This window comes from Pseudomonas sp. FP603 (assembly GCF_030687415.1).
Lineage (GTDB): Bacteria > Pseudomonadota > Gammaproteobacteria > Pseudomonadales > Pseudomonadaceae > Aquipseudomonas > Aquipseudomonas wuhanensis.
In genome coordinates this window covers 6,198,464-6,218,045 of sequence record NZ_CP117431.1, presented here as the reverse complement: position 1 = coordinate 6,218,045, position 19,582 = coordinate 6,198,464, and the positions used below count along the sequence as shown (strand labels likewise).

At 61.8% G+C, this 19,582-nt stretch carries 19 protein-coding genes; 4 read left to right on the top strand and 15 right to left on the bottom strand.

Annotation, left to right across the window (positions count from 1 at the left end; all coding sequences use genetic code 11):
• Positions 1-11 precede the first annotated feature (11 nt).
• The 15 genes from urtA to cbiE all read right to left on the bottom strand — a co-directional run bounded on the left by urtA (position 12) and on the right by cbiE (position 14,707).
• On the bottom strand, positions 12-1,277 hold the full coding sequence (gene urtA / locus PSH65_RS28725; protein WP_217855664.1) for an urea ABC transporter substrate-binding protein: 1,266 nt from the start codon (positions 1,275-1,277) through the stop codon (positions 12-14).
• A gap of 513 nt (positions 1,278-1,790) precedes the next feature.
• On the bottom strand, positions 1,791-2,162 hold the full coding sequence (locus PSH65_RS28720) for a DUF6124 family protein (RefSeq protein ID WP_305423819.1): 372 nt from the start codon (positions 2,160-2,162) through the stop codon (positions 1,791-1,793).
• A 528-nt stretch (positions 2,163-2,690) separates the two neighbouring features.
• Positions 2,691-3,701 carry an iron ABC transporter permease gene (locus tag PSH65_RS28715; RefSeq protein ID WP_086944057.1) on the bottom strand — a complete coding sequence of 337 codons (1,011 nt, stop codon included), beginning with the start codon at positions 3,699-3,701 and terminating at the stop codon, positions 2,691-2,693.
• Positions 3,698-4,645, bottom strand: a complete 948-nt coding sequence (locus tag PSH65_RS28710) for an ABC transporter substrate-binding protein (RefSeq protein WP_305423816.1) — start codon at positions 4,643-4,645, stop codon at positions 3,698-3,700. The genes PSH65_RS28715 and PSH65_RS28710 overlap by 4 nt, the downstream gene beginning before the upstream one ends.
• Positions 4,642-5,430, bottom strand: coding sequence for an ABC transporter ATP-binding protein (locus tag PSH65_RS28705; RefSeq protein ID WP_305423815.1), 789 nt, complete (start codon positions 5,428-5,430; stop codon positions 4,642-4,644). Before PSH65_RS28705 ends, PSH65_RS28710 begins: the two co-directional genes overlap by 4 nt.
• Before the next feature lie 199 nt (positions 5,431-5,629).
• On the bottom strand, positions 5,630-7,009 hold the full coding sequence (locus tag PSH65_RS28700; RefSeq protein ID WP_305423813.1) for a PepSY domain-containing protein: 1,380 nt from the start codon (positions 7,007-7,009) through the stop codon (positions 5,630-5,632).
• Between the two features lie 124 nt (positions 7,010-7,133).
• Positions 7,134-9,251 carry a TonB-dependent copper receptor gene (locus PSH65_RS28695; RefSeq protein ID WP_305423812.1) on the bottom strand — a complete coding sequence of 706 codons (2,118 nt, stop codon included), beginning with the start codon at positions 9,249-9,251 and terminating at the stop codon, positions 7,134-7,136.
• Positions 9,252-9,392: 141 nt separating this feature from the next.
• On the bottom strand, positions 9,393-9,842 hold the full coding sequence (locus tag PSH65_RS28690; RefSeq protein ID WP_305423811.1) for a DUF2946 domain-containing protein: 450 nt from the start codon (positions 9,840-9,842) through the stop codon (positions 9,393-9,395).
• Between the two features lie 21 nt (positions 9,843-9,863).
• On the bottom strand, positions 9,864-10,343 hold the full coding sequence (locus tag PSH65_RS28685) for a copper chaperone PCu(A)C (protein ID WP_305423809.1): 480 nt from the start codon (positions 10,341-10,343) through the stop codon (positions 9,864-9,866).
• Between the two features lie 48 nt (positions 10,344-10,391).
• The gene (locus PSH65_RS28680; RefSeq protein WP_305423808.1) at positions 10,392-10,790 is read right to left on the bottom strand and encodes a DUF2946 domain-containing protein; all 399 of its coding nucleotides are present in this window, start codon (positions 10,788-10,790) and stop codon (positions 10,392-10,394) included.
• A 98-nt stretch (positions 10,791-10,888) separates the two neighbouring features.
• Entirely contained in the window at positions 10,889-11,179 is a 291-nt protein-coding gene (locus tag PSH65_RS28675) for an addiction module antidote protein (RefSeq protein ID WP_074873403.1), read from the bottom strand.
• Between the two features lie 3 nt (positions 11,180-11,182).
• A complete protein-coding gene (locus tag PSH65_RS28670; RefSeq protein WP_095052940.1) occupies positions 11,183-11,485 on the bottom strand; it encodes a type II toxin-antitoxin system RelE/ParE family toxin in 303 nt (100 codons plus the stop codon).
• Between the two features lie 195 nt (positions 11,486-11,680).
• Positions 11,681-12,409: a cobalt-precorrin-6A reductase gene (locus PSH65_RS28665; RefSeq protein ID WP_305423806.1), complete on the bottom strand. Its 729-nt coding sequence runs from the start codon at positions 12,407-12,409 to the stop codon at positions 11,681-11,683.
• Entirely contained in the window at positions 12,406-13,503 is a 1,098-nt protein-coding gene (locus PSH65_RS28660; protein ID WP_305423805.1) for a cobalt-precorrin-5B (C(1))-methyltransferase, read from the bottom strand. The genes PSH65_RS28665 and PSH65_RS28660 overlap by 4 nt, the downstream gene beginning before the upstream one ends.
• The gene (gene cbiE / locus PSH65_RS28655) at positions 13,496-14,707 is read right to left on the bottom strand and encodes a precorrin-6y C5,15-methyltransferase (decarboxylating) subunit CbiE (protein WP_305423803.1); all 1,212 of its coding nucleotides are present in this window, start codon (positions 14,705-14,707) and stop codon (positions 13,496-13,498) included. The genes PSH65_RS28660 and cbiE overlap by 8 nt, the downstream gene beginning before the upstream one ends.
• A gap of 143 nt (positions 14,708-14,850) precedes the next feature.
• Here cbiE and cobG point away from each other — a divergent pair, with 143 nt between their 5' ends.
• From cobG to cobJ, 4 genes are read left to right on the top strand one after another with little or no spacing between them, the layout of a single operon-like run.
• Complete coding sequence (gene cobG / locus PSH65_RS28650) at positions 14,851-16,158, top strand: precorrin-3B synthase (RefSeq protein WP_305423802.1); 1,308 nt, start codon at positions 14,851-14,853, stop codon at positions 16,156-16,158.
• Positions 16,151-16,777, top strand: coding sequence for a precorrin-8X methylmutase (locus tag PSH65_RS28645; protein WP_007937188.1), 627 nt, complete (start codon positions 16,151-16,153; stop codon positions 16,775-16,777). Before cobG ends, PSH65_RS28645 begins: the two co-directional genes overlap by 8 nt.
• A complete protein-coding gene (locus PSH65_RS28640; protein WP_183681463.1) occupies positions 16,777-17,508 on the top strand; it encodes a precorrin-2 C(20)-methyltransferase in 732 nt (243 codons plus the stop codon). Before PSH65_RS28645 ends, PSH65_RS28640 begins: the two co-directional genes overlap by 1 nt.
• Positions 17,508-19,211, top strand: a complete 1,704-nt coding sequence (gene cobJ, locus PSH65_RS28635; RefSeq protein ID WP_305423800.1) for a precorrin-3B C(17)-methyltransferase — start codon at positions 17,508-17,510, stop codon at positions 19,209-19,211. The genes PSH65_RS28640 and cobJ overlap by 1 nt, the downstream gene beginning before the upstream one ends.
• The last annotated feature ends 371 nt before the right edge of the window (positions 19,212-19,582 follow it).

Genomic DNA, 19,582 nt, shown 5'->3' with positions numbered 1-19,582 from the left:
CACCCAGTGGCTTAGTTGCTCTTCACCGCATAGTCCGGCTTCTTGTCGTTACCCGAGATAAACGGGCTCCATGGTTGAGCGCGGATCGGCCCTTCGGTCTGCCATACCACGTTGAACTGACCGTCGGCCTGAATCTCGCCGATCATCACTGGCTTGTGCAGGTGGTGGTTGGTCTTGTCCATGGTCAGGGTGTAACCGGACGGTGCGGCGAAGGTCTGGCCGGCCAGGGCTTCGCGGACTTTGTCGACGTCGGTGGACTTGGCTTTCTCGGCCGCTTGCGCCCACATATGGATGCCAACGTAAGTGGCTTCCATCGGATCGTTGGTCACCGCTTTGTCGGCGCCCGGCAGGTTGTGTTTCTTGGCGTAGGCTTTCCAGTCGGCGACGAATTTCTTGTTCTGCGGGTTCTCGACCGACTCAAAGTAGTTCCACGCCGCGAGGTTGCCCACCAGCGGTTTGGTGTCGATGCCGCGCAATTCTTCTTCGCCCACGGAGAACGCCACGACCGGAACGTCGGTCGCTTTCAGGCCCTGGTTGGCCAGCTCTTTATAGAACGGCACGTTGGAGTCGCCGTTGACCGTGGAGATGACCGCCGTCTTGCCACCGGCGGAGAATTTTTTGATGTTGGCCACGATGGTTTGATAGTCGCTGTGGCCGAACGGGGTGTAGACCTCTTCGATGTCCTTGTCCGCCACACCTTTGGAGTGCAGGAACGAGCGCAGAATCTTGTTGGTGGTGCGCGGGTAAACGTAGTCGGTGCCGAGCAGGAAGTAACGCTTGGCGCTGCCGCCTTCTTCGCTCATCAGGTATTCCACCGCCGGAATCGCCTGCTGGTTGGGCGCCGCGCCGGTGTAGAACACGTTCGGCGACATCTCTTCGCCTTCGTACTGCACCGGGTAGAACAGCAGGCCGTTGAGCTCTTCGAACACCGGCAGCACCGATTTACGCGACACCGAGGTCCAGCAACCGAACACCACCGCCACCTTGTCCTGAGTCAGCAACTGCCGGCCCTTTTCGGCGAACAACGGCCAGTTCGATGCCGGGTCAACCACCACCGGTTCAAGCATCTTGCCGTTCACGCCGCCCTTGGCGTTGATTTCGTCGATGGTCATCAACGCCATGTCTTTGAGCGAGGTTTCGGAGATCGCCATGGTGCCGGACAACGAATGCAGAATACCGACCTTGATGGTCTCGGCGGCCTGGACGGTCCAGGCCATGCCCATCGCGGCAATGCTTGCCGATAGTGTGAAAGCCTTGATCAAACTGCGACGCTTCATTGTGCGATCTCCATGAACGTTAAAGTTTTTTATGGTTGGCAGATGCGGACGACTGAAGGGTCTTTAGCAAGGGCTGTGCCCGGTCGGGGAAGGGCAAGGAAATGTCGTATTAGAGCGGTTGCGGGGTTTGGGTGACGCACCATGAAGGGACGCGTCTGGCGCGTTGGTGCGAGAAGATGCGCCACATTGGGGCGCAGATATTGTCTCACTCCAAGGAGCGAAGCTTGCTCGCGAAGACGGTGTGCCAGTCACAAGGATATTGGATATGCTGCCGTCATCGCGGGCAAGCCTCGCTCCCACAGGGGGAGCGGTCATATACAAAATCTGTGTAGGACACAAATCCTGTGGGAGCGGGCTTGCCCGCGATGGCGGTGGGTCAGTCACGGTGATGTTGAATGTGCCGCCGCCATCGCAGGCAAGCCAGCTCCCACAGGAGGAGCGGTCATATACAAAATCTGTGTACGACACAAATCCTGTGGGAGCGAGCCTGCTCGCGATGAACGATAACGCGGTCTACGCCGGGTCGACGTTATCCAGCGCCCGGTTCACCGCCAGTTCCGCCAGCATGATGCTCTGTTGAATCGCCAGCGCCGTGTAGCGCTGCGGGCCGGTCAGGTCGTTGGCGAAATCGCTGGTCAGGACGCTCGCTGTGGCTAACGATTCGTAGGCGTGGGCCAGCAGGCTTTCGGTATCCATATTCGGGGCGACCATGAACATGGTGCTGGGGCGGCGGGGTTTTTCGGTGTATTGCGCCGGGGGATCGAGGTAGTAGTCGAGGGCGCGTTTTATGGCTTCGCGGTCTTTGAGTAATTCTTCAGTGCGCGAGGCTTCGGCGTTGGGGGTGGTGGTATTGAAGGGTGGGTCTGGTACGAGTTTCTTATTCATTGAAATATCCTCTAATCAGTTGAAGCCATCACTCGTCGTTTCTCACGCGACGGAGTGGTGGCAGCTATGTGCGGAGTGAGAAACCGGTAGAGGATCAAACCCGGCCGGACCGAAGTCCGCCCGCACACAGCCGCCATAGAGCATTGCAGGCAGCGGATAAGCTGTCGGCGATTATGGTGGTACTGGCGATGGATTAAAACCTCTTCCGGGCTCTCACACCCGATCGCTGAGTGTTCAGCGACAGCCCAAGACTAGAGGGCTCGCGTCCGACGAACAACCTGAAAAAGGCGTGGGAAAGTTCCGTGTTTTGACACATCCGTTAAACATTCAAAAGCGGAACGCGGAGCGTCCCTGGCGGCATTCCCACGCGGGAGCGTGGGAACGATCAATCCCCAAATTTGTGTACGACACAAATCCTGTGGGAGCGGGCTTGCCCGCGATAGCGGAGGGTCAGTCACGGTGATGTTGAATGTGCCGCCGTCATCGCAGGCAAGCCAGCTCCCACAGGTGCAGTGGTTCTTTTGGAAATTAGCGGCGGCGCATCAGGCCGATGAAGAACAGGCCGCCAATCGCGGCGGTGGCGACGCCAATGGGCAAGTCTTCCGGGGCGATCAGGGTGCGCGCGGCCACGTCGACCCAGACGAGGAACAGGCTGCCCAACAACACGCACACCGGCAGCAACCGCCGATGCTCGGCACCTACCAATCGCCGGGCAATGTGCGGCACCATCAACCCGACAAAACCAATCGAACCGCTGATCGACACCAGCACCCCGGTCATCAATGAGGCAATCAAAAACACCCGCAAGCGCACGGTGCGGGCATTGAGCCCGAGGGTCACAGCGGTCTGTTCGCCGGCCATCAACGCATTCAACGGCCGAGCCATCCCCAGCAACAACACCAACCCAAGCAACACACTCGCCGCCGGCACCGCGAGCAATTCCCAGCGCGCCAACCCGAGGCCACCGAGCATCCAGAACATCACCGCCGAACTGGCGCGATGGTCGCCCAGAAACAGCAGCAGGTTGGCGATTGCCATCATCACGAATGACACCGCGACACCGCACAGCAGCAGCCGATCACTGTCCAGCCGCCCATGACGGTTGGCGATCATCAGCACGACCAGCATGCTCAGCAGCGCGCCGATAAACGCCGCGATGGGCAAGGTCAGCAGGCCGACGATTTCACCGACATGCAACACCACGATCACCGCGCCGAGGGTCGCGCCGGAGGTCACGCCTAACAAGTGCGGATCGGCCAATGGATTGCGCGTCACCGCTTGCAGCACCGCACCGATCAGCGCCAGGCCGGCGCCCACCAGCGCGCCGAGCAACATGCGCGGCACGCGGATCAGCCAGACGATGTGTTCCTGTCCGGCCGTCCAGTTCTGCTCGCCAACACCGAACGCCTTGTGCAGCAGAATCCGCCACACCACGTCCACCGGCACCCGCGCCGGGCCAAAACCCAGCGACACCACACACGACATCAGCAACAGCACGCCGAGGCCGATCAGCAACAAGGCATAGCGACGGTCGATCATTCGCCGTGGAAACCCTTGGCCAGGGTTTCGACCGCCAACACGTTGTCGATTCCCGGCGTAGCCTGCACGTACGGAATGACGATGAAGCGCTGGTTTTTGATCGCGTCCACCGATTGCAGGGCCTGGTTGTTCAGCAAAAACTGCTCCTTCTGTTCAGCGGTGACTTCGCCGTAATCGACGATCACGATCACCTGCGGATTGCGCTCGACCACGTTTTCCCAATTGACCCGGGTCCAGCTCGCCTCGACGTCATCGAGGATGTTGCGCCCGCCGGCCGCGTCGATCAGCGCTTGCGGCATGCCCAGGCGCCCGGAGGTCATGGCCCGGTCTTCACCGCTGTCGTAGAGAAATACCCGAGGCTTGTCCGCTGGCAGATCCTGGCGCACCTCGGCGACTTGCGCCTGCATCTGGGCGATCACGGCGTTGGCGCGGTCTTGCACGTCGAAGATTTTGCCGAGGTTGCGCAGGTCGTTGTAGGTGTCTTCCAGGCTCGCGGGTGGGCGCTTCATCACGAACGCGCAGGACTCGGTGAGTTCGTAGACATTGATGCCCAGCGGTTGCAGGGTTTGCGGCGTGAGGTCACCGCCCACGCGCATGCCGTAGTCCCAACCGGCGAAGAAGAAATCGACGTTGGCGTTGAGTAGGGTTTCCACCGATGGGTACTTGGCCGCCAGTTCCGGCAAGCCGTCGAGGATGGTCTGCATCTGGGGCGTCACCGACCTCCATCCGGTCACGCCGCTGTAGCCGGCCATCCTGGGTTTGAGACCGAGGGCGAGCATCATTTGGGTCATGTTGATGTCGTGGCTGACCGCGTGTTTCGGCGCTTGCTTGAAGGTCACTGCGCGGTTGCAACTCTGGACAGTCAGCGGGTATTTCGTGGCCTCGGCGAAGGCCTGGGCACTGCCCAGCAACAACGCGACGCAAAGCAGGGAACGCAAAGTCATGGTTGGGTTATCCAGGTGATTCGTGGGTAGCCGTGCAAGGGATGGTCATCGATCAGGGCGTCGACGCCGAACACGTTGTGCAAAAGGTGTGTGGTCAGGACTTCTTTGGGGGAGCCGCTGGCGACGATACGGCCGTGATGAATCACGTACAGCCGATCGCAGAAGGCCGCCGCCAGATTGAGGTCGTGAATACTCGCCAGCGTGCCGATCTGCAGGCGTTTGACCAGTTGCAGCAGTTCCAGTTGATAGCGCGGGTCGAGGTGGTTGGTCGGCTCATCGAGGATCAGCAATTGCGGTTGCTGGGCCAGGGCGCGGGCGAGGATCACACGCTGCTTTTCACCGCCGGAAAGGGTGGCGAAAGCGTGGTCTTCGAAACCTTTGAGGCCGACCGATTCCAGGGCGTGGGTCGCGAGGTGGCGGTCGTGCACGGTGTCGCCGTCGAACAGGCCTTTGTGCGGCGTGCGGCCCATGGCGACCACTTCCTCGACGGTCAGGCCGAAGGCATCGGGGAATTCCTGCAACACCACGGCGATGCGTTGCGCGCACCAGCGTGAGGATTGTTTCCAGACGTTGTGGTGGTCGAGTTTTACTTCGCCGCTTTCCGGTTTGCTGAAGCGATAGGCGCAACGCAACAGGCTGGTTTTGCCGCTGCCGTTGGGGCCGATCAACCCGACGAACTCACCGGCGGCCACGTGCAAGGACGCGTCACGCAGCTGGAACTGGTGATGGCAGTGGCCATGGCCCAGGGGTGTCCAGGCGAGGTTGGTGAGGTTCAGCGAGGTCATTTCATTCCAGTTGATCGTAATGATCGTTCCCACGCTCTGCGTGGGAACGCCTCAATGGACGCTCTGCGTCCGCTTTTGGGACGCGGAGCGTCCCGGGCTGCATTCCTTTGCTGCGCGTGGGAACGATCAATCGGCGGTGACGAAGAAAGATCGCGGTTCGCATTGTATTGGCTTTACGCGTACGCGTATCTCGCCTGTTTCATGATGAAGGTGAGGTGGATTCAGTTTGCCGGCCCCGGCGCGACAGCAGACCCCAATCCAATAGCCACACGACCACCAGCGAAGCCCCCACTAACGGAAACATCACCGCCAGGGCGAACATGATGACCATCGCGGTTTTCCATTTCGGCAGGTCGTGGCGCAACGGCGGCACCCCGACTTTGCCCTGTGGCCGACGCTTCCACCAGATCACCACACCACTCACTGCACTGAGCAGAATCATCAGGCAGATCAGCAGCGCGATGATCTGATTGATCGGGCCGAACATCTTGCCTTCGTGCAGCATCACGCCGACTTCCGTGGCCCGGGCGACGTTGCTGTAATGCTGCCAGCGCACGTCGGCGAGAACGTCGCCGGTGTACTGGTCGACATGCAGGGTGGCGTCGTTGCGCGGGTCGTCGGCGAACACCGCGATGGTGAACACGCCGGCGGATGTGGTCGGGAAAGTGATGCTGTAGCCGGGCTCGACCTTGCGCTGCACGGCGATGTTCTGCACGTCTTGCAGGCTGATGGTCGGCGCTGCCGGGCCGGTTTGCGTGCTGGTGTGAGCCATGTGTTCGGCATGGTCGCCAGACATCGGCATCGGCGTGTTTTCCATGGCCCACGGCACGGTCTGGCGGGTTGCGCTGTTGAGGCTGCGGGCCTCGACGTCGGACTTGGGCACGTCATTCCACATGGCGACCGGGAAGCGGTTCCAGAGGTCGGCGTATTGCTTGCCCCAGAATCCGGTCCAGGTCATGCCGCTGAGCAGCATCACCAGCAGCAATGCCGCGCCCCAGAACCCGGTCACCGCGTGCAGGTCACGCCAGAGCACTCGGCCGCGACTGTTCAGGCGTGGCCAGAGAATCCCGGCGGACTGGCCGCGCGGCCACCATAAAAATACCCCGGAGACCACCAGCACGACGCCCCATCCGGCGGCCAGTTCTACCAGTCGATCACCGACGGTGCCGATCATCAATTCGCCGTGAATCGAGCGCGCGACTGCTTGCAGATTTTTCTTCGCGTCTTGCTCGCCAAGGATGTCGCCGTGGTACGGATCGATGAACACGTTCAGTTCATGACCTTCATTGATCACCACAAATTGCGCACTGCGTTCGGCGTTGACTGGCGGCAGGTACTGTTTGATCTGACCTTGTGGATATGCTTCTTTCACCCGTTTGAGCAGGTCGTCGGCGGAGACTTTGTGATGAGCAGCGGGGACGTTCAGCAGGCTGCCGTACATCAACGGATCGAGTTGCGGTTTGAACAGGTAGACGATTCCGGTCAGGGCCAGCATCACCATGAATGGCGCGACGAACAGGCCGGCATAGAAATGCCAGCGCCAGGCCAGGTTGTAGAAATTCGGTTTGGGCTGTTTCATTCGTGTGCTCCGCTAGGCGTTGTTCTTTGTTGTTTAGTGCGGTTGCTGCGCAACCGATCGCGGGCAAGCCCGCTCCCACATGGACGGTGTTGAACCTGTGGGAGCGGGCTTGCCCGCGATGCTCTTAGAAACTCATGTCCACCTTGGTCCAGAGCATGCGCCCCGGTTCGTTGATGGCCTGCGGATCATTGGCCGGGAAGCCGAAACCGGCGTTGCCCGCCAGGTTCAGGTGTTCGGCGTAGGCCTTGCCAAACAAGTTGTCGACGCCGCTGCTGACCTTCCAGTTCTTGTTGATCCGGTACGCACCGTTGAGCGAGAACACGCCGAACCCAGAGCTCGTGTCGAAGTCTTTGCCGACCACATTGCCCTTGTTCTGGTCGATGCGGTTTTGCGCCGCGACCACCCGCCACAAGGCGCCGGCGCTCCAGTTGTCTTCGCTGTAGGTCAGGCCGAAGCGCGCATCCAGCGGTGGCATCTGCGGCAAGGCGCTGCCGTCACTGCTGTTCTTGCCCCAGGCATAGGCCAGGGTCGCATCGGCTTTCCAGTGGGCCGTCAGCTTGTAGGCCGCGCCGAGTTCGCCGCCCATGATTCGCGCGTCGATGTTCTCGACTTGCGAGGTCATGCCCATCATTCCCGGCGTGTAGTTGAACAGGATGTAATCGCGCACCTGGCCGACGTAACCCGAGGCCCAGGCTTCGAGGTCTTCGGTCTTGTATTGCAGACCAAAGTCGAGCTGGGTGGTTTTCTCCGGTTTGATCGAGTCGAAGGCATTCACCGAACCAGCGGGGCCGGACTTGGGCGAAAACAGCTCCCAGTAATCCGGGAAACGTTGGGAGTGACCGAGGCCCGCATACAGCGTGGTGGGGCTGTCGGCCAGGTCATGCTCGTAACGGACGAAACCGCTGGGCAGGGTGTCGGCGCGGGTGTCGTCGGCCGTCGGGTTCGGGCGGGCCATCATCCCGGAGCCGATGGTCTGCCGATAATCCTTGGCCGACGCACGATCCAGTCTCGCACCGGTGATCAGCCGATCACGGTCGGCGGCGTACCAGGTCAGTTCGCTGAACACGCCGTAGTTGTGGAAGTCGGCGTCCTTGTTGCGCGGCACATCCTTGTAGGCGTCGACGCCCATGGCGCTGCGCTGGCGGTGTTCGTTGGTTTGCGCGTCCAGGCCACTGATCAGTTGCGCATCGGCCCAGCGCCAGGTGGCTTTGATCCGCGCGCCGAGGGTTCGGCGATCGACATTGGAGGCCATGGGACCGGCCATCATTCCGGTGCCGGAGGGCGTGCGCAGGGTGTAGTTGTCCATCACATGGTCGGCGTAGTTGTAGTAGACCTGCGCCTCGACCTTATCCAGCACCTCACCGATGTTCGACTGCTCGAAGCGCAGGCCCAGGCTTTCGCGCAAGAACTGCGAACCGTCCATGCCGCGCCCGGCGTAACGGGCTTCGCCGTCGCCCTTGCCGGCGGTCAGTTCCAGCAGGGTGTCGGCGTTCGGGGTCCAGCCGACCGCGACGTCACCGTTCCACTTGTCGTAGCGCGAGGGCACGGTGTCGTTGTTGCCGTCCTTGTAGTCATCGGAATGCGCAGTGTTGCCGATCACGCGCACGTAACCCAGCGGTCCGCCAGCAGCGGCGTCCACCACTTTGTCGAAGCGCCCGTTGGAACCGGCCAATACGCTGGCATTCACCCGAGTGCCGAGTTCGCCGAAGCTTTCCGGCTCACGGTCGAACAGGACGGTGCCGGCCGATGCGCCGGGACCCCAGAGCACGGTTTGCGGGCCTTTGATGACGGTGAGTTTGTCGTAGGTTTCCGGTGAGATGTAGGAGGTCGGGGCGTCCATCCGGCCGGGGCAGGCGCCGAGCATCATGCTGCCGTTGGTGAGGATATTCAGGCGCGAGCCGAACATGCCGCGCAGCACCGGATCGCCATTGGTGCCGCCGTTGCGCACCAGGGCGAAGCCGGGGATGGTTTTCAGATAATCGCCACCGTCGCTGGCCGGAACCGGTTGGCGCGGGTCCTTGGGGTTGGTGACGACAGTCAGCGGCGAGCTCGGCGCGATGGCGGTGATCACCGTCGGGCTCAGTTCTTCGCTGTGGCCGGTGTGTTCATCGGCCAGCACCAGCGGTGTCAACAGCAAGCCGCAAAGGGCGGCGGTGGCCTGCCTGAAACGAATGAAGGATTGATTCAGGGCAAAAGAAGTCTGGGCAGCGCCCAAACGTGTGTCAGCAGAAAACCTGGACATGACAATTTCCATCGAACAGTCGTAAACGACACGGCCGGCAGCCGACACAATCCTTGTGGGAACCAGCTTTTTGTGGCGAGGGAGCTCGCTCCCACAGGTTGCTTGGGTGTCTTCGGGCCGTGTGAAGTCGGAGGTGGGTGTTTACGCGATGATGGGCGGTGCGCGGGTGCGGGCGCCGGGGAAGACGGTTTGCCTGGCGTGGCCCAAGCGGGTGGCGGGGGTGGTGAAGGTGGTTGTCTGGGGGCTTTCGAAGGCGACGAAGGACTGACCACCAGTGAGCGCCGGGCAATTGAATAGCAGGCTGCAATAGCCGCATTTTTCCCAGAGTGCGTGATGGTCGGCTTTTGGCGGGCAGTGCTCGGCGGCGGGTTGCGCGCCATGCTCCATGGCCGACATGTCCATGGACATGTCCGTCGACATGCTCATGCTCATGCTCATGGACATTGAGGCGCGTTGATCCATCGGCATCGACTGAGAAATCAGCGGGCCGATAAAGATCATCAGCATGGCGAACAGGCTGATCCAGCTGCCGCGGGTCAGGCTCATTGGCTGACGGCGGCGCACGGATGACCTGGCGCTATGCGGGTGCATAGGCGTTTTCAACGGGGGCGATTACTGGGCGTGCATGTGCGCTTGCATGCTGTCCGGCGCCTTTTTCTGCACCGAGACCTCGACCGTTACATCACCGGACTTCTCGAAGTGCATCGTCAGCGGGAAGCGCTTGCCGTCGCTCAACAGGCTGCGGTCTTTGAGCTCCAGCAGCATCACGTGGTACGCCATCGGCGCGAAGGTGGCTTCACCGCCAGCCGGAATCTCGACGCTGGGCACTGGCTGCATTTTCATCAGATCGTTTTGCATCACATGTTCGTGCAACTCGGCCTTGCCGGATATCGGCGAGCCGACGCTGAGCAACCGGTCAGCGGTTTTGCCCTTGTTGTGAATCACGAAATACGCCGCGACGGTGGGCGCGTTGGGCGGCAACTCTTGCGACCACGGATGGGCGATCTCAAGCTCGCCAACCTTGTATTCGTGGGCATTGGCAAAACAGGCAGGCAGCAGCAACACAGCCAGGACGATGAGTTTGTTCAACATGGCAGTTCTCCAGAACGATTCAAAACGCAGGTCAATTGCGAGAAAGAATCACACCAGAGGGGATGCGCGGGGGTTGAGACTCGGCCATTGCTGGCGCGGTGTAGGGGTGTCGAGCGTGGCAGGCGGCAGGCTTCGATTGGCCTCGAAACGCGCAAAATACAACTGCGGCGCATGCCCCGGCAACGCCACCAATGGCGCAGAGCCCGAGCAGCACCAGCAATGCTGCATGTTGGAATGATCGTCGCTCTGCGGGACTTTCTGCTCGATATCGCCCAGGGAAATCGCCACCAGCTTCGTGCCGTTGGAGGAGCAGAAACTGCCCCACAGCAATTGCTCGGCCGGCGATTTCGCCGTCTGCGCCATCGCTCCGGACATCGGCATGGCGAGCATGTTGAACAGCACTGCAAAGCAGGCGATCCAGGCAAATGCGAGCCGTTGTCGGGACATGGGGCAGATCCGTTTGAGTGGGCGATCAGGCGCGGCTATTTAGCCTGATCAGGGGCGATAAGTAAAAAGGCCGCGTGCGGTGTGGTGTCGCAGTGCAATCAGAGAGCGCTGGCATGCAGCCGCAGGCCTAATGCTTTCATCACTTTCATGATAGTCGCGAATTCCGGGTTGCCAGTGCTGCCCAATGCTTTGTAGAGACTTTCGCGACCCAGCCCGGCATCACGGGCAATCTGTGTCATGCCTTTTGCACGAGCTATGTCGTTGAGTGCGGCACGTATGAGAACGCCGTCACCTGCATCTTCTTCAAAGCAGGCATCCAGATAAGCGGCCATTTCTTCTGGTGTTTTGAGAAACTCGGCGGCGTCGAATCGGGTGAATTGTTCGGCCATGACTTACTCCTCATTACCGATGTTTTGCGCCATTTGAAGAGCGCGTTTGATATCTCGTTTTTGAGTCGACTTGTCACCGCCCACCAACAGCAGATAGACCACTGCCCCTCGACGAGTGAAATACATCCTGTAGCCGGGGCCGTAATGAACACGCATTTCATAAACAGCCTCGCCTACGGGTTCGCAATCACCGAAATTACCGTGTTCGGCAGCTCGGAGCCTGGCAATAATGCGAGCTTTACCGATGATGTCTCTCAGTGAGTCGAGCCAATCGGCAAACGCACGAGATCGTTCGAAGTCGATCATATCGGATCGTATTCCTTGGGATACAAGTTGGCAAGCCACACTTTTCTCGGCCCAATGGGAGGCCTTACCCATGGGTAGCCTGGGTGGTGTTGCTAGCTAGGATCAGGGGGAATCGAATATAGAGTTGAAGCGCTTGCCGGGCACAGTCGGCCCTCTCCTGAAAAGTTGTCGGCAAAGTCGCAAGGTCGTGCAGGTTCAGGAAATGTCTGACACTGACAAAGCCGCCAAGACGTCATCCACCGCCCAAAACTCCCGCTCAACCCCCGGCAATACCGGCCGCTTCAACACCAGCACCGGCACTCCACGTTCCCGCGCCACTTCCAGCTTCGGCTCGGTGGCGGTGCTGCCGCTGTTCTTGCTGATCAGCACGTCGATCTGCCGCCGCTCGAACAACGCGCGTTCATCCTCGATCAGAAATGGCCCACGGGCACCGATCACTTCGCAGCGCGCGTTGCCCGGATAAACGTCCAGTGCACGCAACGTCCAGAATTGCTCCGGCGGGATTTCGTGCAGGTGCTGCAATGGCTCGCGACCGAGGGTGAACAGCGGTCGGCGAAAGGGTTTCAGCGCTTCGATCAGCTCAGCCCAGTCGCTGACTTCGCGCCAGTCATCTGCGGCTTGTGGCTGCCAGGCCGGACGGCGCAGGGCCCAGCAGGCAATGCCGCTCAACTTCGCGGCGGTGGTGGCGTTGTGGCTGATGCGGGCCGCGTAGGGGTGGGTCGCATCCAGCAGCAGGTCAATGCCTTCATCGCGGATGAACTGCGCCAGACCTTCGGCGCCGCCATAGCCGCCAACGCGGACCTGACAGTTCAGATCCGTCGGCACACGACCGACGCCAGCCAGGCTGTAGATGTGCTCCGGCCCCAGGGTTCGGGCGATGGCCAATGCTTCAGTGACACCGCCGAGCAACAACACGCGCTTCATTGAAAAACTCCCGCATGGCCGACAATCCCGCCCTGGCGATCGATGGCGAACACTTCGACCTGAACCTGCTTCGGCACCACGCTGCGGGCAAAGTCGAGGGCGTGCTGGCACACCGCATCGCCAAGGGCGATCCCGGCCGCGCTGGCCATCGCCAACGCTTGCTGACTGGTATTGGCTTCGCGGATCGCCTGTTGCAACGCCGCATCGGCACCGACTGCTGCGGCCCATTCAGCCAGTTGCGGCAGGTCGATACTTGAATGCCGACTGTGCAAATCCATGTGCCCGGCCGCCAGTTTGCTGATCTTGCCGAAGCCGCCGCACAGGCTGAGTTTATCCACAGGCACTTTGCGCAGGTGCTTGAGCACCGCGCCGACGAAGTCGCCCATTTCGATCAGGGCGATTTCCGGCAAGTCGTAAACCCGGCGCATGGTGTCTTCGCTGGCGTTGCCAGTGCACGCGGCGATGTGCAGGTAGCCATTGGTTTTGGCGACGTCGATGCCCTGGTGGATCGAGGCGATGTAGGCGGCGCAGGAGAATGGCCGGACGATGCCGCTGGTGCCGAGGATCGACAAACCGCCGAGAATGCCCAGTCGCGGGTTCATGGTTTTCAGCGCCAGGGCTTCGCCGTCCTCGACGTTCACCGTGACCTCGAAGCCGCCCGGGTAATCCAGCTCCTCGGCCAGCAACGTCAAGTGATCGGTGATCATCTTGCGCGGCACGGGGTTGATCGCCGGTTCGCCGACGTTCAGCACCAGCCCGGGCCGGGTGACGGTGCCGACGCCACGGCCGGCACTGAAGCGGATGCCCGGTTCGCGGTGCAGGCGCACCTGGGAAAAGAGCAGGGCGCCGTGGGTCACGTCCGGGTCGTCGCCGGCGTCCTTGATGGTTCCGGCTTCGGCGCCGTCGTTCATCAGCCGACAGAATTCCAGGCGCATCTGCACCCGTTTGCCTTTGGGCAGAGTGATCTCGACGGCGTCCGCTTCGACGCCACTGAGCAGCAGGCGTGCCGCAGCAAGGCTGGTGGCGGTGGCGCAGCTGCCAGTGGTCAGGCCGCTGCGCAGCGGGGCGGGTTGTTCGGCTGTTTCGTCACGCATCGAGGGGTTTCGTCACGTCCAGCAAGGTGATCGGCAGCGCCTGACGCCAGGTATCGAACTCGCCGAGTGGTTGCGCCTGAGCGACGTGAATGCGGGTCAACTCACCGCCATGCTGTTCGCGCCAGGCCATCAGGGTCACTTCACTTTGCAGGGTGACGGCGTTGGCAATCAACCGGCCGCCGGGTTTGAGTTGCGCCCAGCAGGTATCGAGCACGCCCTCACGAGTGACGCCACCGCCGATGAAAATCGCGTCCGGGCGTTCGAGCCCGTTCAGGGCTTGCGGCGCACTGCCGCGAATCAGTTGCAGGCCGGGAACGCCCAGGGCATCGCGGTTGTGTTCGATCAACGACTGCCGTCCCTCATCCGCTTCGATGGCCAGCGCCCGACAACTCGGGTGAGCGCGCATCCATTCGATGCCGATCGAACCGCTGCCGGCGCCGACGTCCCACAGCAGTTCGCCGGGTGTCGGGGCAAGGCGCGCAAGGGTGATGGCGCGCACGTCGCGCTTGGTCAGTTGGCCGTCATGCTGGAAGGCGGAATCTGGCAGGCCGGCCAGGCGCGACAGGCGCGGTGTGTTCGGTTCAGCGATGCATTCAATGGCGATCAGGTTCAGATCGGCGATCGCCGGGTCATTCCAGTCGTTGGCCACGCCCTCGATGCGTCGTTCGGCTTCGCCGCCCAGATGTTCCAGTACGGTGAGGTGACTCGGCCCGAAACCACGCTCACGCAGCAGCGCCGCGATAGCCGCCGGACTCTGGCCATCGTTGCTCAATACCAGCAGACGCACACCACTGAACAAATGAGCGTTGAGCGCGGCGACGGGGCGGGCGACCACCGACAGCGTCACTGCATCCTGCAACGGCCAGCCCAGGCGAGCGGCCGCCAGTGAAACGGAGGATGGGGCGGGCAGGACCAACATTTCTGTACCCGGCAGTTGCCGCGCCAGGCTGGCACCGACGCCGAAGAACATCGGATCGCCGCTGGCCAGCACACACACCGGCTCGCCACGCAGTGCCAATAACGGCTCAAGGGTAAACGGACTGGGCCAGAGCTGGCGCTCGCCGCGAATGCACACGGGCAACAAATCCAGTTGCCGTTGGCCGCCGAAGATCCGCGAAGCGCCCAGCAGGGCACGACGGGCGTTCTTGCCCAAGCCCTTGAAGCCGTCTTCACCGATACCTACTACTGTCAGCCAGGGCGACATCTGCAGTCCTCAAAAAATGCCTCAAACGGGGTGTTCCGACGGGCAGGCTTTTCATGCCGTCGGACAAAGCAGGCATAATACCGCGCCTTCGCCCGCGAAGCCCCTTTCCCACACAGCCGGTCGCCCCTTTGAACGAACGCCCGATGTCCTCTGCCCTACGCCCCTCGGCTTGCCCGGGGTTGCTGCGTATTGTCCCGGCGCTGGATGGCGGCATCTGCCGGATCAAGTTGAACGGCGGTTCGATCAGCGCTGTTCAGGCTGAAGCGGTGGCCAGCGCGGCCGAACGGTTTGCCGGCGGCGTGATCGAGGCAACCAACCGCGCCAACCTGCAGATTCGCGGGATTGGCAGCGAGCAGACGGCCTTGATCGGCAGCCTGCTCACCGCAGGGTTGGGCCCGCGTACCGCGGCGGGCGACGATGTGCGCAACTTGATGCTCAGCCCGAGCGCCGGGATCGACCGGCAGATGTTGCTCGATACGCGTCCGCTGGCCGAACAGATCCTTACCAGCCTGCAAAGCCATGAGCGTTTTCACCAATTGAGCGCCAAATTCGCCGTGCAGCTCGATGGCGGCGAAGGCTTGGCGATGCTCGAACATCCTCACGACCTGTGGCTGAGCGCCGTTAAGCAAGAGGGCGAGTGCGTGCTGGCCTTCGGTCTGGCGGGTTGCCCGACGCAGACTCCGTCGGGCGCGGTGCGACTGGAGGACGGCCATGCGCTGGTGATCGCGGTGCTTGAGTTGTTCCTCGATCTGGCGCGTCCCGACCAGACGCGCATGCGTCATCTGCTGGCCGAATACCCGGTGGCCGGGTTTGTCGCTCAAGTGGCCGAACGTGTGCCGCTACTGTCCATCGTGAGGGGGGCGCGCGTTACGAACTCGAACGTTCTACACATAGGCGCTCATCCGCAGCGTGAAGCCGGCCGTGTCTATGTCGGCGCGACGCCACCTCTGGGCCGACTCGATCCCGCCATGCTTCGGGGCGCGGCACAACTGGCCCGTGAACGGGGCGATGGCAGTCTGCGCTTCACGCCTTGGCAAAACCTGCTGTTGCCCGATATCCACGAACGCGATACCGCTGAAGTTATCCACAGCCTGGAAAATTTGGGCCTGTGCTGTTCGGCAGACGATGCCTTGGCGCATGTGATTGCCTGCACCGGTGCTGCCGGATGTGGCAAAGGCCTGTCCGACACCAAAGGCGATGCGCTGCAACTGGCGGCGTTGCTGCAACGTCACGGCCAAGTCTTTGATGTGCATCTGTCTGGCTGCGCGCGTTCCTGCGCGGCGGCGCACATCACGCCAGCGACGTTGCTGGCAGTCTCGCCCGGCCACTACGACCTCTATTTTCGCGACGCAGCGCAGCCGGGTTTCGGCGCGCTGCATGCACGCAATCTTACTATTGAAGCGGTCGCAGCCTTGCTCGACGCCCGCTCACGGAGCCCCCTTGATGCTTGATTACATCCGCGACGGTCAGGAGATCTATCGCAACTCCTTCGCGATCATTCGTGCCGAGGCTAACCTTGCGCGCATTCCGGCCGATCTGGAGAAACTCGCCGTTCGGGTGATCCACGCCTGCGGCATGGTCGAGGCCATCGACGGGCTGCAATTTTCCGAAGGCGCCGGCAAAGCCGGGCGCGATGCACTGGCTGCTGGTGCGCCGATTCTGTGCGACGCGCGGATGGTCAGCGAAGGCGTGACCCGTGCGCGTTTGCCCGCCAATAACCCAGTGATCTGCACCCTGCGCGACGACAGCGTTCCGGAACTCGCCCGTGAGTTGGGCAACACCCGCTCCGCCGCCGCGCTGGAACTGTGGCGCCCGCACCTGGAAGGCAGCGTGGTGGTGATCGGCAATGCGCCAACCGCGCTGTTTTACCTGCTGGAAATGCTCGACGCCGGCGCGCCGAAACCGGCGCTGATCCTCGGCTTCCCGGTGGGCTTCGTCGGCGCCGCCGAATCCAAGGCGATGCTCGCGGCGGACAGCCGTGGCGTGCCTTTCGTCATCATGCAAGGCCGGCTCGGCGGTAGCGCCATGGCCGCCGCCGCCGTCAACGCCCTCGCCACGGAGATCGAATGATGCAGCAACCTGGACGTTTGATTGGCCTGGGCGTCGGCCCCGGTGATCCGGAACTGATTACCGTCAAAGCCTTGCGCCTGCTGCGCGAATCGCCGGTGGTGGCGTACTTCGTCGCCAAGGGCAAGAAGGGCAATGCATTCGGCATCATCGAAGCGCATCTGCAGGATGCACAAACCCTGCTGCCGCTGGTTTACCCGGTGACCACCGAAGCGCTGCCGGCGCCGCTGTCGTACGAACAAGTGATCAGCGATTTCTACGATGCGGCCGGCGAACAACTCGCCGCGCATCTGGACGCTGGCCGTGACGTGGCGGTGATCTGCGAAGGCGATCCGTTCTTCTACGGCTCCTACATGTACCTGCACGATCGTCTGGCCGAGCGCTATGAAGCCGAAGTGGTGCCGGGTGTCTGCTCGATGCTCGGTGGCGCCTCCGTACTGGGCGCGCCGTTGGTGTATCGCAATCAGAGCCTGTCGGTGTTGTCGGGAGTGCTGCCCCACGAAGACCTCAAGCGGCGACTGGCCGATGCCGATGCGGCGGTGATCATGAAACTGGGGCGCAACTTTCCCAAGGTCCGTCAGGTACTCGAAGAACTCGGTCTGGCGCAGCGTGCGCTGTACGTGGAGCGCGCGACCATGGCCAATCAGAAAATCGTGCCGCTGGATCAGGTCGAGCCGATGTCCTCGCCGTATTTCTCGCTGATTATCGTTCCCGGTGAAAGGTGGCAAGGCTGATGGTCCATTCCGCTCCGGCGATTGTCATTCTCGGCAATGGCAGCCTCGCGACCGCACGCAGGATTCAGCAGGTGTATCCGGGCGCACTGATCCATGGATTGGCCGAACGGGTCGAAGGCGCGGACCGTGTTTATCACGAGTTCGGCGCAACCCTGCGTGAACTTTATCAACAGGACACGCCGATCATCGCGCTGTGCGCCGCCGGGATTGTGATCCGCACCCTGGCGCCGTTGCTGCTGGAAAAGGGCGCTGAGCCACCGGTGCTGGCCGTGGCCGAAGACGGCAGCGCGGTGGTGCCACTGCTTGGCGGGCTCGGTGGGGTGAATGTCATGGCGCGCGCGATCGCTGCCAGGTTGCAGGTCGCGGCGGCGATTACCACCAGCGGTGAGTTACGTTTCGGCACTTGCCTGCTCAATCCTCCCAGCGGCTATGCCTTGGGCGATCTGGAGCTGGGCAAGCGCTTCGTCTCGGACTTGCTGGCCGGCGAACACGTGCGCATCGAAGGGGCTGCGCCCTGGTTGGCGCAAGCACAATTGCCGCAGGATCCTCAGGCTCATTTGTCGATCCATGTTGGCAGTGCCGAACGGACGCCGGCCGCCAATGAATTGTTGATCTACCCGCGCAGTGTGTTGTTGGCGGTCAGCGCCAGTGTGGCGGATTTGCCCCAGGCGACTCGCGCGGCGCTGCGTCAGGCCCAAGTCGCCGTTCAATCGCTGGCGTGCTTGCTGGCGCCAGCCACGCAGATGGCTAGCCCGGCGTTGCGCGAAGCGGCGCTTGAGTTGGGTGTGCCGCTGCGTTTTGCATCGGCTGCCGGCGATGCCAGCGAGTTGGCTCGCGGAGCTGTTCCCGGCGCGACGATTATCCCGATCGACGCGAACCTGGCATTGGCGATCGCCGAACAACCTCTGGATGTCGCGCAGATCGGCCGCCCTCGCGGTCGGCTGGCGGTGATCGGCCTGGGTCCGGGGGCTGCCGAATTGATGGTGCCTGCGGTGAAGGCTGAACTGGCCAGAGCCACCGATGTGCTCGGTTATGAAACCTATGTGCGCATGGCCGGGCCGTTTCGAGCGGATCAAGTGCTGCATTGCACCGACAACCGCGAGGAGATGCAGCGTGCCCGTCACGCCTTCGAACTGGCGGCCGAAGGGCGGTCGGTGATTGTGGTCTCGTCCGGTGACCCCGGCGTGTTCGCCATGGCGGCTGCGGTGCTGGAAGCCTTGCACGAGTCGAGTGAGCCGGCCTGGCACAGCGTCGATCTGGAGATTCTGCCGGGGGTTTCCGCTTCGCTGGCGACGGCCGCTCAGGCCGGTGCGCCGCTGGGGCATGACTTCTGCGTGATGTCGCTGTCGGATAACCTCAAGCCGTGGTCGATCATCGAAAAGCGTCTGGACCTGGCCGCCGAAGCCGATCTGGCGCTGGCCTTCTACAACCCGATTTCCCGTTCGCGACCGTGGCAGTTGGGCCGTGCTCTGGAGATCGTCGCACAGCACCGTACGCCGCAAACTCCGGTGGTTCTGGGTCGTGATATCGGTCGGCCCGGCCAGACGCTGCGGGTCACCACACTTGGCGCGCTTACGCCGGAGCAAGTGGACATGCGCACCATGGTGCTGATCGGCTCGTCCACCACCTGCGTGTTCCCCCGCGCCGAAGGTGGCAACTGGGTTTACACACCGCGCTGGTATGGCAGCAAACCCCTCTGCTGAACCCTGGCGGCCCGTTCGGGCCGCCTTCATCACCTTGATCCCGTTATTTTCCCGATTGTTACGGCATTTGTGCGCGTAAGCCTGTTCGGTCATTTGAGTGGGATTGGATTGTCTGTCCAGGAAGAATTTTAATCCTGCATTGTAGGAAGTTCTACTTTGATGCGGGTGTTTTCAGGGTATGACAATTCATGACTTAAGACGGCTGTTATGAGGTTGGGCTTATAAAGGACTTTCTCGGGGCTCTAATGTGGCTGTCATCATTCAACTAATCAGTGTGTGTAAGTCTGTAACATTGGATGTGGTATTTGCCTTGTAATTAATTGAATTCCTTGTGAGTTGAGCAGTGTTTTGGTTGTGGGTTAGTTTGGTTC